Below are 16,723 nucleotides of genomic sequence, written 5' to 3' on the forward strand. Positions count from 1 at the left end.
CGGTGGCAGACGATGTTTCCGTGATCGTGGATCATGTGTTACGGGCGGCGCGTCGGGCGGGCGAAGCCGCTGATCTGGCTAGCGCTGTTCCGCTCCCGTCAAGCGTCGAGCCGGCCACGCGCGGGATGCCTGGCTCAAGCACGGTGTCACGGGTGACGGCACTCCGGCAGATATGGCGGGACCGGCTCGTCGCTTGGTGCTCCGATGTCGACGGTTATACGGCTCTCCTGACTGAAATCGGCGAAGACTATCTGGCGACCGACGGTCGGACGGCCGCCGATTTCCAGGCAGTCGGCGGGTGATCGGCCCGAGAGGTGACGACGTACGGCGAGATCCGCGTTTGGCGGGCGGGGCTGCTCGACGAGACAGCCACCGGGCTCGCCCGCCGGCGCGACGAGTTGGTGGAGCTCAGCGACGAACTCGCCGCCGCACGCCCGCCGAAGACCTGGTCCGGGGAGGTGGCCCAGGCGGCCCGGCGGTCGGCCGCCCGGCTAATCGACCGGCTGGAACACCTGGTCGCCGAGGTGGCGGCGGTCCGTAGCGCGACCGCGGACGCGGCACAGAGCGTCCGGGCGTTGCAGGGACTGGTCAATGAGGCTGATCACCTCGCCTGGTCCCACCATTTTTCGATCAACGACGACGGGTCGGTCACCGACCACGCGGGCGAGTTCGGCAGCGCCGGTCCCGGCCCGCTCGGGCTCCCGGAGCGCCTTGCGGCGCTGTCCCGGATCGGGGAACTGGTCGGGATCATCACTGCCCGTGCGGCGGAAATCGACCATTTGTTCGTCGCGGTGCTTGATCGTGCTATCCGTGGCGAAATTGGAGACGGTGGCGCCACAAGTCTCGCCGACGCCGCGAAACACGGCGACCAGTTCGGTGACCGTGGACTGCATGACGAACTTCTGCGGCGGTATCGGGTCTCGGTCGATCCGGACGGCATGGTGGAATTTCCAACCGGCGTGTTGGGATGGTCGTTGGAACGTCTGGGGCATTCCCGGCAGGAGGTGACCGCCGGCGAGGCGCGGTTGCTCGAAGACATCGGCCTGTTCGGAATCAAGGACGCGTACGACATTTACAAGACCGCACTCAACAGCGCGGAGAACGTCTTTGCTGGGCAAGGACTGACCGACGGCCATTCGGACGCGTTCCGGCACGCCTACTGGAACGCCATGCTGACCAACCGTTTCGGCGAGGGGTGGACCGAGCAGTACACCACGGCGCACGAGCGGGGCGGCACCAACACCGCCACCGCGGAGGCGATGGACCTGCACAACAACGAGATCGGCCGCCGGATCGCCGCCGCGCACCCGGACGCCGGGCCGGACGAACTCGCCCAACTGATCGAACAGGCTGTCCAAGACGGCGACCTGGTCGTTGTAGGTCCGGACGGACAACTCGTTCGCAGCAACGAAATCGCGATCGGCGACAACGGCATGGCGACGGGTCCGCCCAGCGAAGGCGGAGCCGATCCGCCAGCGCCTGACCCGTACCAGGACAACACTTCGGGTGGTTACAACCCAGGCAGTGATGGGGACAACTATGGCACCTACGACAACTGACCCGTACCGAGCCAGTGTCAGAGTCAGACCCGGCCCGCTGGTAGCGCTGGCCAACGCGAGGTTGACGCTGGTCGGACTGGCGCTGCTGCTGGCGGCGGTCACCGGGCTGGCCGGGTCGGCCGGTTGCGCGCAGGCAGGGGAGGGCGATCAGGTGACGCTGCGCAAGGACCCGCAGTTGTCGGAGCAACTTCAACAGGTGCAACAGGGCGGCGAGCCCAGGCTGCTGCGGGACATGACCGGCGGTGACTGGGACCGGGTGCACATCTTCCCCGAACCGGTCAGCCGCGAGTACGTCGAGCGCGCCGTCGGCACCTCGATCGAGATGGGTTCGTTCTTCTCCACCCGGGGACACATCCTGGTCTTCATGAAGGACGGGCAGGTGCAGCGCGCCATCTACACCACCCCGAACAACCTGATCCCCGGTGAGTACGGTCCCCGGGTGAGCATCCGCTCCCGTCCGGAACCCGGTTCGGCCAAACTCGACGTTGTCGACAACGCGACCTGACGCCCGGCACGATCCGCCGCCGACGGTAGGGTGCGACCGTGACGAAGCGCAAGCGTAACCGGGTTGGCCAGGACAGCCAGAACGGCCGGACCACCTGGACCACCCGGACCGTCCTGCTGGTCGGCGGCACCGGGCTGGCCGCCGTCGCGGTCGTCGGGGCGATCGTGGCGGCGCTGTGGCCGGAGGCACCGGACGAGCCGCGGGCGCGTGAGTACCGCGACGTCACAGCCTGTCTGCTGACGGCGGACTCCGGCCTCACCGACCCGGCCGCCGAGCCGGTCTGGGCCGGCATGCAGGAGGCGTCCCTGCAGACCCGGGGCAGGGTGCAGTTCCTGGAGGTGAACGGGCCGCAGACGGTCGACAACGCCGCCGGCTACCTCGGCAGTCTGGTCGGCAGCCAGTGCCAACTGATCCTCGCCGTGGGCGAGGCACCGGGCGCGGCACTGCTGCGTGACGCCCCGCGTCACGCCGACGCCACCTTCGTCCTGATCGGCGACGTCGACGCTGCTGCCAACGCCGACGCCGACGCCGACGCCGGCTCCGGTGCGGATGCCGGCCCGCCGGATGTCGCCGGCAACGTGACCGTGATCGCCGAGGCCGACCCGACGGCGGTGCAGCAACGGGTACGCGACCTGGTCACCGAGGCGTTCGGCGATACCGACGCGGATTGACCGCCCGCCTTCGATATCGCATCAGATCGATCAGAGTCAACCCTCCGTACGGATGCTTGTGCGCTGCGCGACGGGCGTCGGAGACTGCTCTGGTCAAGACCGTCGATGTCAGACGGTCTCCATACACGGGGGAGGACGGCCATGCGCCGTGCCATCGGTCGTGCGTCCCGCCGGATCGCGATCCTGACCCTGCTGCTGTTCGGGCTCACCGTGGCGGTGCCACCAGGTGCCCTACCCGCTGACACCTGGCCGACCTCCTGGCTGTATTCCTGGGCGATGCGGCGTCCGTTGTGGTCGGCGGCGGTCGCCGCCCTCGGTGCCCCCGCGATGGCCGGTCCGGCGCCGTTCGGCGGCGAGCACCATGTGGCGGCCGCCGCCACCGACGCCCACGCCGGCGCCGGTCGTGGGGTCACCCAGGCCGCCGACACGCTGCCGCCGTACCAGCCGCACGAGCCGGCACTGCCGCAGGACACCCCGACCGGGTTCGCCGACCCCGGCTTCGACCCGCAGACCAGCCGTCGCGACGCCCGCGAGGCCACCGCCCGCTCCGACGTCTACGACAACGCCGACGGCTCCACGACGGTGCGCAGCTACAGCCGCCCGGTCAACTACCGGGCCGCCGACGGCAGCTGGCGACCGATCGACACCACGCTCGTCGAGCGGGCCGACGGGCGGCTGCACATGCGCGCCAACAGCGTCGGCGTCAGCGTCGCGGCCGACACCGGCGGCACCGATCTCGGCGGCACCGATCTCGGCGGCACCGATCTCGGCGGCACCGATACCGGCGGCACCGATACCGGAGCGACCGATACCGGAGTGACCGATCTCGGCGTGCTGGAGCTGCCCGGCGGCCAGCGGATCGCGTACGAGCTCACCGGCGCCGCAGACGTCGAAGCCGACGTCGACGGCAACACCGCGACCTACCGGGGCATCCTGCCGGACACCGACCTGGAGCTGGCCACCTTCGACGCCGGTCTCAAGGAGACCCTCGTCCTGCACTCCGCACAGGCGCCGTCGACCTGGATCTTCCCGCTGCACCTGACCGGGCTGACGCCCCGGCTGACCGCCGAAGGCTGGGTGGAACTGCTCGACTCCGAGGGCACCGCCCGCGCCTGGTTCCCGCGCGGCTTCATGGCGGACTCCAACGTCGATCCGCGCTCCGGGGCACCCGCCCAGTCACCCGACGTCGACTTCGCGCTCGTCGACCAGCCCGGCGGCGGCCAGGCGCTCCAGGTGAGCGCCGACCGGGCCTGGCTGGACGACCCGGCCCGGGTGTACCCGGTGCGGGTCGACCCGACCGCCACCACCAGCACCACCGGCGACGTGTACGTCGACAACGACACCCTGACGACCAACCACAACGGCGACAACCTGCCGGTGGGCACCTACGACGGCGGCGGGGTCAAGGCCCGCTCGTTCATCGCCATGGAAAACTTCGACGACGACGGTTTCGTCGGCAAGCGGATCACCGCCGCGAAACTCAAGCTCTACATGAGCTGGGCCTACAGCTGCACCGAACACCGGGCGTTCGCCGTACACCGGGTCAACCAGGCGTGGACGGTGGCGAATCTGTCCACCGCCAGTCACCCCGGGCCGAACATCTCCGCTTCGATCGGCTCGCTCACCGTCACCGACAACTATCCGTCCTGTCAGAACACCGCCGGTGACCGCAGTGTCGGCAAGTGGGTGACCGTCCCGCTCGACGTCGCCACCTTCACCGACTGGTCCACCGGCGGCGCCAACCACGGTCTCGCGCTGACCGCCTCGGAAACCGACTCGAACGCCTGGAAGCGGTTCACCTCGGCCAACTACGGCGGCGGGGCCTACCGTCCGTACCTGGAGCTGACCTACACCAACAACGTCGCACCGCAGGTCAACGTCCGCTACCCGGCCAACAACGTGGTCACCCAGACCCTTACCCCGGAGTTGCTGGTCCGGGCCAAGGACCCGGACAGCTGGCCCAACCAGGGGCTGAGCTACCAGTACGTCGTGTACGACGCCACCGGCACCACCGTCGTGGCCAACTCCGGCTGGCTGAGCGGCCCGTCGTGGCCGGTGCCGGCCGGCCTCCTGGCCTGGAACAAGACCTACCTCTACACGGTGCGCGTGCACGACCAGGTCAGCTACAGCGCTACCTATCCGGCGTACGCGTTCACCACCGGGGTGCCGCAACCCACCCTGGCCGCCAACCTCAGCCAGAACGCCGGCAAGGGCTACGACCCGGGCATCGGCAACTACACCACCTCGGCGACCGACGCCACCGTGGCCACGGTCGGCCCGTCGCTGACCATCACCCGCAACTACAACAGCCTGGACACCCGACGCGACTCGGCGTTCGGCACCGGCTGGTCGAGCCTGCTCGACGTCCGCGCCACCGCCGTGCCCGACGCTACCGGCAGCGTCCAGTCGGTGCTGGTCACCTACCCGAGCGGGCAGGACGTCGCGTTCGGGCGCAACGCCGATGGCACCTTCACCGCGCCGTCCGGCCGGTTCGCCAGCTTCGTCGAGACGCGCAGCGGCAGCACGCTGACCGGCTACCGGCTGACCGACAAGGACGCCTCGGTCTACGCCTTCGGCCAGGACGCCGGCGGCGGGGTGTTCCGGCTGACCGGTGTCACCGACGCCAACGGCCGCACCCTCACCGTCCACTACACCAACGGGCTGGCCAGCCAGCTCACCAGCGCCTCCGGCAGATCCCTCTGGATCACCTGGGACACCCCGGCCGGATCGGCCCACTCGCACGTCACCGGCGTCGCCACCGACCCGGCGCAGCCCGGCGTGCCGACCAGCGCGCAGACCTGGCAGTACGGCTACGGTGCCGACGACACGCTGGTGCAGGTCTGCCCACCGACCGGCCCGAGCGCCTGCCACGGCTACAGCTACACCAACCTCTCCGCGTACGCCAACACGGTGCTGGACACCGGGCCGGCTTCGTACTGGCCGCTGACGGAAGAGTTCAGAACATTTGGCGCGCGCAGCGCGGTGCTGGCGAACGCCGGTGTCGACAACGCCTGGTACAACTCGGTCGGCTCGGGCCAGCTGGACCCCCGGCCCGGCTTCGCCGCCTCTGTCCCACTGTTCAACGGCAGCTCGTCGTACCTGCGGTTGCCCGGCAACCTGGTCGCCGACGGCCAGTACCAGTCGATCAGCATGTGGTTCCGCACCTCAGAGGTCAACGGCGTGCTGTTCGGCTACAGCGCCGCGCCGATCAGCGCCGGCACCACCGCCACCACCTACATCCCTGCGCTGTACGTGGGCAGCGACGGCAAGCTGCGCGGCGAGTTCTGGCAGGGCAACGCGGCTGCCGCGATCACCACCGCCGCGCCGGTCAACGACAACACCTGGCACCACGTCGTGCTGGCCGGTGCCGGCAACACCCAGACGCTCTACCTCGACGGTGTCGCCCAGGGCACCCTCAGCGGCACCATCATGCAGCTGCCCAACAACGCCGACAACGTCCACGTCGGCGCCGGCTTCATCGGCGGCAACTGGCCCGGCCACCAGCACAGCGGCGTCAGCCCGGCACCGGCGGACTACTTCCAGGGCGCCATCTCCGACATCGCGTTCCACAACCAGGCGCTGCCGGCGGCCACCGTCGCCGCCCTGCACACCGCCGGCAGCCGCACCCATCCGGTGCTGACCCAGGTCACCCGCCCGTCCGGCGGTGTCACCGCGCAGATCACCTACCGGGCCACCACCGGCCGGGTGGCGACCGTCACCGACGAGAACGGCGGCGTCTGGACGATGGGCGCCCCGACCGTGGCCGGCAGCGCCGACGTGTACGCCGCCGCCGTGCTGGGCGCCAAACCGGTCGACTACTGGCGGATGGGCGAGGTGGCCGTCACCGAGGCGGTCAACCAGGTCACCGGCAACACCGCCAGCTACAACCAGGTGACCCTCGGCGTGCCCGGCCCGTTCGCCAGCGCCACGGCCGCGTCGTTCAACGGCACCAACTCGTACGTCGAATTGCCGCCGGAACGGGTCGGCGGCACCGATCCCGCCTCCGTCGAGATGTGGTTCACGATGCCGACCGGCAGCACCGCCGGCGGTGTCCTCTACAGCTTCCAGACCAACTCGATCACCAGCGGCCTGGTCGCCAACGAGCGGATACCCGCTCTGTACGTGGGTGTCGACGGCAAACTGCGCGGCAAGTGGTGCTGGTGCGCCAACACGCACCCGCCGATCACCACCGCCGGAACGGTCACCGACGGCCAGTGGCACCACGTCGCGCTCACCCTGTCCGCCAGCAGCCAGCGCCTCTACCTCGACGGCGACCTGGTCGGCACCCTCAACTACGGTGGTGAGACCACCCCGGCCGCGTACGCCTACCTCGGTGCCGGCTTCACCCCGGGCACCTGGCCGTCGACCTCCGGGGACATCACCTACTTTCCCGGCAAGCTCGCCGAGGCGGCGTTCTTCAGCACCGAACTCAGCCCGGAGCAGGTGTCGGCGCACTACGCCGCGTCGCAGCAGACCGTCCCGGTGGCCGTCACGATGGTCTCCGGGACGGCCACCCCCATCGCGATGCCGGTGTCGCGGATCGCCGTCACCACCCCGACCGGCGAGACCATCTCCTACAGCTACGACCTGGTCAACGGCAGCCGGCCGGTGGCGCAGACCGACGCGCTGGGCAACGTCACCAAGTTCGGCTACGACGTCGGCGGCTACGGCAACCTCGTCTACGACCCGCGCGGCGTGTGGAGTCAGACCTTCCAGGACGTGCGCGGCAACACCAAGCAGAGCGTCAGCTGCCAGGACCAGTCGGCGAACAGGTGCTCGTCGGTGTACCACACGTACTACCCGGACGCGACGACCACCACGCTGACCCCGGACGCCCGCAACGATCTGCTGCTCACCGTCCGCGACGGGCGGTCGGCGTCGGAGACCGACGACACCTACCGCACCTTGTACGGCTACGACGCCCAGGGCAACCAGACCACGATCACCGACCCGCTCGGCCGGGTCACCGCCACCAGCTACTCCGACGGCACCAGCACCGCCGCGTACGGCGGCGGGCTCGCCCCACCGGGCCTGCCGGTGCGCATCACCACGCCCGGCGGGGCCACCCAGACTGTCGACTACTACCCCGACGGCGACGTCGCCCAGGTCACCGACCCCGGTGGCAAGATCACCCGGTTCACGTACGACGGGTTGGGTCGCACCCTGACCGAGACGGAGCTCAGCGACACCTTCCCGGCCGGGCTGACCACGACCTACACCTACGACGCCGCCGGCCGGGTGGCCACCGAGACCGAGCCGGCGGTCACCAACCGGGTCACCGGCGCCGTGCACACCGCCCGCACCACGTACGGCTACGACGACGACGGCAACGTGCTCACCGAAACCGTCGCCGACATCACCGGCGGCGACGCGCCGCGCACCGAGCAGCACACCTACAACCAGTACGGCCAGCAGGCCACCTCCACCACCCCGGGCGGCACGGTCACCACCCTCGGCTACGACGCGTACGGGCGGGTCATCACCGAGACCGACCACGACGGCGGCGTCACCACCAACACGTACGACGCCGAAGGCAACCTGCTGACCACGACGGTGGTCGGCTTCACCGGCGACCCGGACGACCCGCAGCCCGCCACCGACGTGCTGATCTCGGCGAAGTCGTACGACCCGGCCGGACGGCTGGCCGCCGAGACCGACCCGATGGGCTGGACCACCGCCTACACCTACACCGACAACGGGCTGATCGCGCAAGTCACCCGCACCGACGGCAGCTCGTCGTTCGTCGTGGAGTCCAACGAGTACGACGCGGCCGGCAACCTGATCCGCGAGGTCACCGACGACGGCGCCACCGTCGTCACGCACGCGTTCGACGCCGCCGGCCGGCAGACGTCGACGACGGTGGACCCGGGCGGGCTGCACCGCACCACCCATTACGGCTACGACGCCGACGACAACGTGGTGACCGAACGCCAGGCCGATGCCGGCGGCACCACGGCCAGTCTCACCGAGACCCTGTACGACCCGGCAGGGGAGGTGCTCGCCGAAACCGAGTACCCGGCCATCGTCGGGTTCCCCCCGGTGCTGCGCTGGCGGCTCGACGAGACCGCCGGCAGCCGGGCCGCCGACTCGGCCGGCAACAGCCCCGGCACCGCCGCACCCGGCATGTGGTGGACCACCGGTAACGGCGGCGCCGCCGGGTTCAACGGCATCAGCTCGGTCATCGAAAGCGACGGCCCGGTGATCGACACCGGCCGCAGTTTCACCGTGGCCGCCTGGGTGTACCTGACCGACGACGGCGACCTGCGCAAGGCGGTCGCCGCCAACGGCGAGCAGCAGACCCCGTTCGACCTCGCCTACGACAAGGACACCGACCGCTGGCGGCTGCGGACCAGCACCCTCGACGCGCCGGACGTGACGCAACCGGTCACCGTCGTGTCCACCAGCACTCCGGCGCTGAACACCTGGACCCACCTGGCCGGAACGTACGACGCGGCCACCGGGACCATCAGGATCTACGTCAACGGCACCCTGGAAGGCAGCCAGGGCGGCGCGAAACCGTTCACCGCCCGCGGCACGTTCGTCGTCGGCGCCGGCATGTGGAACGGATCCCGGGGCAACTTCTGGCCCGGCGAGATCAGCGACGTGCAGGCGTACCAGAAGGCGCTCAGCCCGACCGAGGTCGCCGCCGTGCACGGCGGCACCGCACCGGCAGCCGACGCCCACGTGGTGCGGGAGAGCTACCAGGTCGACGACAACGGCGAGGTCGTCGCGGCCACCGACGCCAACGGCGACACCACGTACATCACGTACGACGAGGACGGCAACGCGGTCAAGACCACCGCGCCGGCCGGGTACGCGCAGACCGTCGACAGCCCGTCACCGGTGCTGGCCAACGCTGCCTCCTGGGTCGGCTACAACACGTTCGACGAGGTCACCGACACCCTCGACCCGTCCGGCAACTGGTCGGTGACCAGCTACGACGCCGACGGCCGGGTGGTCGGCGAGCAACTACCGGCGTACACCCCGCCGGGGTCGGCCACCCCGATCACCCCGGAGATCACCCACAGCTACGACGCGTCCGGGCAGCTGGCCTCGGTCACCGACCCGTTCGACGAGACCACCGACTACACCTACGACCAGCTGGGCCGGCTGACCAAGGTGGTCACGCCGAACGGCGGCACCACCCGCTACGCGTACAACCTGGCTGGTGACCTGCTGGCCACCACCGACCCGACCGGCGCGGTCGCCAGCTCCACCTACGACTACCTGGGCCGGCAGCTGACCAGCACCGACGTGGTCCGGCAGACCGGCACCAACCACACCACCACGTACAGCTACGGCCCGGGTGGCTGGCTCGCCCAGGTGACCAGCCCGACCGGGGTGACCACCTCGACCACGTACAACGCCGCCGGGCAGCCGATCACCGTCACCGACGGGGCCGGCAACACCACCGAGTACACCTACGACGCGGCCGGCCGGATGACCCGGACCACCCTGCCCGACGACACCTACACCAACACCCACCACGACCTGACCGGCCGGGTCCTCGCCACCGCCAGCTACGACGCGGCCGGCGTGCAGCTGGTGCGCGAAACGACCGCGTACGACCGGGCCGGCAACGTGGTCGCCGCCACCGACGCACGCGGCACCACCGCCACCTTCGGCTACGACGCCACCGGCGCGCTCACCACGCACACCCAGCCGATCTCCGGCTCCGACGACATCGTCACCACGTTCGGCTACGACCTGTCCGGCAACCGGACCCGGTTCACCGACGGGCGCGGCAACGTGTTCTGGACCGGATACAACCCGTGGCACCTGCCGGAGAAGCAGATCGAGCCGTCGACCACCGCGCATCCGGCGGCGGCCGACCGGACGTTCAGCGTCGCCTACGACGCCGCCGGCCGACCGGTGACCCAGTCGCTGCCCGGCGGCGTGACCATCAGCAGCGAGTACGACGAGATGGGCCAGCTGCTGCGCCAGGAGGGCTCCGGCGCGGAGACGACCACCGTGGACCGGGTCTTCGACTACGACCTCGGTGGCCGGATGACCGAGTTCTCCGGCGGCGGTGGCACCAACACGATCAGCTACGACGACCGGGACCTGCCGCTGTCGATCAGCGGCCCGGTCGGCGCCTCGACGTTCGCGTACAACGGCAGCGGGCAGCTGGCCAGCCGGCAGGACGCGGCCGGCACCACCAGCTACGGCTACGACACCGCCGGACGGCTGGCCAGCCTGACCAACCCGACCGCCGGCGTGACCATGGGCTACACGTACAACGTCCTGTCCCAGGTCTCGCAGATCACCTACGGTGGCACCGGCAACAGCCGGCACTTCACCTTCGACGACCTGCACCGGCTCACCGGCGACACGCTGAAAACCCCCGGCGGTACGCAGATCGCGGCGATCGGCTACGGCTGGGACGCCAACAACAACCTGACCTCGAAGACGACCACCGGCTTCGGTGGCGCCGCCGTCAGCAACACCTACAGCTACGACCTGGCCGACCGGCTGACCTCGTGGAACAACGGCTCGGCGACGGTCGTGTACGCATACGACAAGTCCGGCAACCGGGTGCAGAACGGCGCCAAGCTGTTCACCTACGACCAGCGCAACCGGCTGCTGACCGCAGACGGGACGGCGTACACGTACACCGCCCGCGGCACCCTCGCCGCCGCGGGCACCGTCACCACGACCACCGACGCGTTCGGCCAGGTGCACAGCCAGCAGGTCAGCGGCGGCGGACCGGCCCGCACCTACGACTACGACGCGCTCGGTCGGGCGGTGCGGCCCGGGTTCGCGTACACGGGGGTCGGTAACGACCTGGCCGCCGACGATTCGGCGACGTATGCGCGGGGGCCGTCGGGTGAGGTGGTGGCCGAGACCGCCGGCGGGACGCAGCGGCTGGCCTGGACCGATCTGCACACCGACGTGGTGGGCCAGTTCACCGCGACCGGGACGACCCTGGCCGGGTCGACGACGTACGACCCGCTCGGCAAGGTCCTGGCCAGTACGGGGGTGGTCGGCAACCTGGGCTACCAGTCGGAGTGGACCGACGCGTCGACGGCTCGGGTGAACATGCACGCCCGCTGGTACAACACCGAGACCGGGCAGTTCGACACGCGGGATTCGGCGAGTAACAGCCCGGTGCCGGACTCGATCGCGGCGAACCGCTACCAGTACGGCGACGGCACGCCGTTGACCACGATCGACCCGACGGGGCACTGGGGCAACCCGTTCAAGGCGGCGGCGAGGGCGGTGTCGAAGGCGACGTCGAAGGTGTCCAGCGCCACCCGCCGGGCGGTGTCCAGTGTGTCGAGTTACAGCAGCGCCGCCTACCAGAAGGCGAAGAAGGCCACGAAGGCGGCGACGAAGAAGGCGACCAGGGCGGTCAAGAAGACGGTCAACGACGTCAGGGCCAAGGCCGCCAAGGTCAAGAACAAGGTGAAGAAGACGTACGCCAAGGCGAAGAAGGCGGTCAAGAAGAAGGTCAACCAGGCGAAGAAGTACGTGGCGCAAAAGGTCGCCAAGGCGAAACAGAAGGTCAAACAGAAGGTCGCGCAGGTCAAGCAGGCGGCGAAGAAGGTCGCGGCGAAGGCGACGCGGGTGGTGAAGAAGACCGTCAGCGTGGTGAAGGACGCGGCGAACGCCACCAAGAAGTGGGTGGTGGAGCACAAGGACACCATCCTGGAGGTCGCGGCGATCGCGGGTGCGGTGGTGGCCGGTCTGGCGTGTACGGCGGTGACCGCTGGTGCGGGTGCGGTTGCGTGCATGGTGGGTGCGGGTGCGTTGATCAATCTGGCGAAGGATGTGGCGCAGGGCGACATCCATTCGGTGGGTGATGCGTTGGGGTCGCTCGGTACGGGTGCGGTGATGGGTCTGGCCGGCGGTGCCGGTGGTGCGATCGCGGCGCGGGTGGGTACGGCGGTGGCGGCGAAGACGGGTTCGGGGGTGACGGCGCGGCTGGCCGGGGACGCGGTGGAGAACGGCATCTCCGATGTGATTTCGCAGGCCGCGACGACGGGTCGGGTGGATGTGAAGTCCGCGGCGTTGGGGATGGTGCCGGGGCTGAATCTGATCGGCCGTAAGGGTGGTGGGGCTGGTCCGGCACGGGCCCCACCCGGACGCGGTGGCAGCACCGCCGGCCCGTCCGGCGGTGGGACGGGTGTGGGTTGCCGTTCGACGGGTCGTACGCACAGCTTCGCCCCCGACACCCGGGTCCTGATGGCCGACGGCACCACCCGCCCCATCGTCGATGTCAACGTCGGCGACCAGGTGATAGCGACCGACCCGGTGTCCGGCACATCGTCGCCCAAACCGGTCACCCAACTGCACCGCAACACCGACCGCGAGTTGACCGATGTCCGGGTTCGCACCAGCGACGGCACCTCCACCGTGGTGGAGACGACACCGAACCATCCGTTCTGGGACGAAGGCCGGCAGGCATGGGTCGACGCCGGCGACCTCAAGCCGGGTGCCCGGTTGCGGGTGGCGGGTCGTGGTGAGGTCACCGTCGTGTCGGTCCAGACACGCCGCGACGAGCGGGAGATGCGCGACCTGACAGTCGCCCACACCCACACGTACTATGTACTCGCCGGCGACACGCCAGTACTCGTACACAACTGCGGCGAGGCAGAGGTGCACTGGGATCCAGATATGGAGCATGCGCAGATCACCGTTACGCCATCCGGTGGAAGCGCCATGACTACTGAGCAGCTCGTGATTGGTTACGGCCCCAACGGGGGTGTCGTGGGTGGCCCTACAACCGGCGCTATTGCAACGCCCATGGGGCCAAATACGGTCTCGATGAGGATTCCGCTTCCTGACGGGGCGGGGGCGCGTGCGCGTCAGCTCGCTGGATTGGATGCAGACCTTGGGCCCTATTCCACAAGAAGTAATAGCTGCGTCACCTACTGCGTTGATATTCTTAGAGACGGCGGGGTGGACATGCCCGAGGGGGCGCGGGGGGCAATATGGCTGAAACGGCGGATGAATAATGGTGGATGACGGTGATAAGCGGCAGCTTGACGTGCTTGCGGAAATAATTGCAAGCAAGCGGGTAGGGCGGGATCATGTACGTCTTGCCGCTGAGATTGTTATTGCTGATGATGATCTCACGGGGGCAGTGCTGGCGTGCGGAGAGCCCGCTACGGAGAGATGGTTCGATGCGAACGAGGAAATTCAAGATCGTGTCGAGGAATATCAAGAAGCCTGGGTGATTCTCAACTCGGTTCGCTCGGTGATGGTGGGCGGAAGGCTTACTTCTGAAGCGGCTGTAGGCCTTGACCGGCTTGCGTTGACGATGCGAGCCGCCATTGATCAATACAAAGCGACTGTTGCTAGACTTAATGAGCTGGGTAATAGTGACGGTCTGGGAGCGAATGACTTTTAGCTGCCGTATATGGTTGAGGCTCGAGTTTGCCTCGAAGGCCTCTGGGTTTCACTCCTATTGGCGGCTCTTCGAAGTTAAGCGGGGTTGAGGTGGCTGCGGCTTTTTCGGGTGGGGTGACCGTGATCAAAACAGCCAGCCCAGCCGTGGTCGTCCCGCGACGCCGCACCGCCCAGGAGTCCACGCCAAACCCGCAGGTCACGCTCAAGATTAACTTAAGCTACGTGGCATTGCGACAAGAGCTGTATAACGGGCGACCGTTACGTACGGTTCTGCGAGGGCCCGGGGGTGAGATCCCCCCAGGCTACTCGGCACTATAGGCTCATCCTTGCCATAGAAACCGCATACCAGATAAATACGCTTGCGGCAAGTGACGCCAAGCCAACCGTGCCGACCACTGGCCAGGCGACTGGTAGCCTGCGGGTGCGAATCGCATAACCAGCGGAGACGACGCCCAGAACGATTTGAGTAAGAGCGGGAACCAGCTTGGAGAGGTCAAACGAGTTCAGTGGCCCGTGGTAAATCGACTGCACGTTGATCAGGGTGAAGACGCCCTCACCTACGAGCAGGGCGAAGCTCAGACCGAGCACGGCGGACCCTAGCCGCACGGGTGAATGACGAATGGACCAGCCGAGCCAACCCATCAGTCCGCCGCCGATTAGTCCGACGACGGTCCAAAAGACAATCGATCGACCAACCGACAATAGGCCTGCCGAGGAGGTTGCGTCCGTTTCAATGTCCGACGGGCGGACGAGCCAGCGTTGGCCGACAAGAAGTATCAGAACGTAGTACGTGATGGCTGCGGTGGCAAGTGTGCCCCCCGCGGCGAGCACCGATGATTTCGGCCGGCTGGCCAAGAATCCGGTGAGCAGCCCTGCCGACCCCCAAGAAAAGCCTGAACTAAAAAAGGGGTTCATATAGGCGGCCACCGCGTCATCAAAGATGTCTGGGACAAAGCCTGCCAGGCCTAATCCAATTCCGAAGATCGCTGGCGCGACTGATTTCCATCGGAAATGCCATGTAAATGGTGGTCTCGGCTTAGCTGGTGAGGTCGTCATGTGACGCCCGTCGGACAGTCTAGGTCTATAATCTGCTTGAACTTCCTGATATCGCCCGAGCTGACCTCGTTGAAAATTTCATCCCTTCGGTGACGTCGGGGCCGCCGAAGGTGTAGAGCAGCCGGTTGAAGTCGGCGGCGAAGGTAGAGAGGCCGCCGCGTACGAGCTGGCTGATGGTGTAGCCGGTTCGTACGCGTGGTGGCGGCGACTGCGGGTAGGCCGGTCGCAGGTTGCGGTCAGAGCTGGCGGAACTCGCCCTTTTCTGCGCCGTCGAGGAAACAGTCCCACTCCTCGGGGGTGAAGACGAGGACCGGACCGTCCGGGTTCTTGGAGTCGCGTAGGGCGTACGCATGACCCAGGTTGGCGACCTCGACGCAGCCACCGTTCGTGGATGACTTCCTGCTCTTGCGCCAGACGGCAGTGCTGAGGTCGAGGTCGGGGGTCACGTGCTGCTCCTCGTCGGTCAACCCGTGGCGCGGGTCAGGGCGGTGATCAGCTTGGCGCTCTCGGGTGGGCTGAGCGCGGCGGCTGTGATGTGGTTGTACGCCAGGTTACACCGGCGTAGGTCTGCTTCGCGTTCGAGATAGAGGCCGCCAGCCTGGCCTTCCACGTAGACGACGGGGGAGTGGTTGTCCTCCTCGAAGTCGAAGAGGCTTATTCAGCAGGCCTCCGACTCGCTACAGTAGACCCCCAACAAAAAGGACGATCCGCTCTTCCGTAGGATGGAGTTACCACACCACATCTCAAAGAAAAGCGGACCGCCGGACATGTATCATACCACTGGCTTCACCACGGACCAGATCCGCGACCTCTGCGTGCTGGTCCGAACGGAATGCCAGGATCTGAATATGGAGCCCTGGCCCCCGGTCCTTGGTCTCTACCGCGCTGTCGTCGTCGCGTTGACCTACATGCGTCGTAACCGCGTCCAAGCGGAGATCGCTGAAGCGCACGGCGTCTCCCAGTCGACGATCTCGCGAGCGGTCACCGGCATCACCCCGGTCCTCGATCGCGTGCTGACGGAGTTCGTGCCGACAGCCGACGACCTCAGCCCGACCACCCAGTACATCGTCGACGGCACGCTGCTTCCCTGCTGGTCATGGCGCACGCACCGCTGTCTGTACTCCGGCAAGCACAAGACCACGGGCATGAGCGTTCAGGTCGCCTGCACCCTCGACGGTGCGCTCGCCTGGATCTCCGATCCCGTCACCGGCAACCACCACGACTCGTACGCGATCAACGACACCGAGGTCCTCGTCACCCTGAATCCCGGAGACTGGATCGGTGACAAGGGCTACGTCGGCAACGGCATGATCACCCCGTACAAGAAGCCCAAGGGCGGCGAGCTCGCGGAATGGCAGAAGGAATACAACAGGCAGGTCAACAAGATCCGCTGGGTTGTGGAACAGGTCATCGCGAACCTGAAGACATGGCGAATCCTGCACACCGACTACCGCAGACCGCTTGCGACCTTCACAGAAACGATCTCCTGCGTCATCGGGTTGCACTTCTATAGGATCGCCTGTGAATAGACCTCGAAGATTGTGAACGAACCGAGCTCACCCGGGGCGCCCCCGTGAACG

Annotated in this window: 9 protein-coding genes; 6 read left to right on the top strand and 3 right to left on the bottom strand. The window is 67.9% G+C overall.

Annotated elements, in window-relative coordinates; genetic code table 11:
- Nucleotides 1-314 precede the first annotated feature (314 nt).
- The 5 genes from ACN27F_RS29775 (at nt 315) to ACN27F_RS29795 (ending at nt 14,088) form a co-directional block, all read left to right on the top strand.
- The gene (locus ACN27F_RS29775; RefSeq protein ID WP_421438788.1) at nt 315-1,559 is read left to right on the top strand and encodes a DUF6973 domain-containing protein; all 1,245 of its coding nucleotides are present in this window, start codon (nt 315-317) and stop codon (nt 1,557-1,559) included.
- A 61-nt stretch (nt 1,560-1,620) separates the two neighbouring features.
- Nucleotides 1,621-2,064 (top strand): hypothetical protein, encoded by a 444-nt coding sequence (locus ACN27F_RS29780; protein ID WP_421438790.1) that lies wholly within the window; start codon nt 1,621-1,623, stop codon nt 2,062-2,064.
- Between the two features lie 38 nt (nt 2,065-2,102).
- On the top strand, nt 2,103-2,735 hold the full coding sequence (locus ACN27F_RS29785) for a hypothetical protein (RefSeq protein ID WP_421438791.1): 633 nt from the start codon (nt 2,103-2,105) through the stop codon (nt 2,733-2,735).
- 141 nt (nt 2,736-2,876) lie between these two features.
- Nucleotides 2,877-13,703: a LamG-like jellyroll fold domain-containing protein gene (locus tag ACN27F_RS29790; RefSeq protein ID WP_421438792.1), complete on the top strand. Its 10,827-nt coding sequence runs from the start codon at nt 2,877-2,879 to the stop codon at nt 13,701-13,703.
- Entirely contained in the window at nt 13,696-14,088 is a 393-nt protein-coding gene (locus ACN27F_RS29795; RefSeq protein ID WP_421438793.1) for a hypothetical protein, read from the top strand. Before ACN27F_RS29790 ends, ACN27F_RS29795 begins: the two co-directional genes overlap by 8 nt.
- 311 nt (nt 14,089-14,399) lie before the next feature.
- On the opposite strand, the gene ACN27F_RS29800 is transcribed toward ACN27F_RS29795, so the two are convergent.
- The 3 genes from ACN27F_RS29800 to ACN27F_RS29810 all read right to left on the bottom strand — a co-directional run bounded on the left by ACN27F_RS29800 (nt 14,400) and on the right by ACN27F_RS29810 (nt 15,801).
- A complete protein-coding gene (locus ACN27F_RS29800; RefSeq protein ID WP_421438794.1) occupies nt 14,400-15,014 on the bottom strand; it encodes a hypothetical protein in 615 nt (204 codons plus the stop codon).
- A 365-nt stretch (nt 15,015-15,379) separates the two neighbouring features.
- A complete protein-coding gene (locus ACN27F_RS29805; RefSeq protein WP_421438795.1) occupies nt 15,380-15,589 on the bottom strand; it encodes a DUF397 domain-containing protein in 210 nt (69 codons plus the stop codon).
- 17 nt (nt 15,590-15,606) lie between these two features.
- The gene (locus ACN27F_RS29810; protein ID WP_421440540.1) at nt 15,607-15,801 is read right to left on the bottom strand and encodes a Scr1 family TA system antitoxin-like transcriptional regulator; all 195 of its coding nucleotides are present in this window, start codon (nt 15,799-15,801) and stop codon (nt 15,607-15,609) included.
- A 109-nt stretch (nt 15,802-15,910) separates the two neighbouring features.
- Here ACN27F_RS29810 and ACN27F_RS29815 point away from each other — a divergent pair, with 109 nt between their 5' ends.
- Nucleotides 15,911-16,672 (top strand): transposase family protein, encoded by a 762-nt coding sequence (locus ACN27F_RS29815; protein WP_421432251.1) that lies wholly within the window; start codon nt 15,911-15,913, stop codon nt 16,670-16,672.
- Nucleotides 16,673-16,723 lie beyond the last annotated feature (51 nt).

It is taken from the genome of Solwaraspora sp. WMMB335, from assembly GCF_049179075.1.
Classification (GTDB): Bacteria; Actinomycetota; Actinomycetes; order Mycobacteriales; family Micromonosporaceae; genus Micromonospora_E.

Excerpts from the sequence above, each read along its gene's own strand:
- ACN27F_RS29790 (WP_421438792.1), top strand. The coding sequence starts at position 2,877 with ATGCGCCGTGCCATCGGTCGTGCGTCCCGCCGGATCGCGATCCTGACC.
- ACN27F_RS29815 (WP_421432251.1), top strand. The coding sequence starts at position 15,911 with ATGTATCATACCACTGGCTTCACCACGGACCAGATCCGCGACCTCTGC.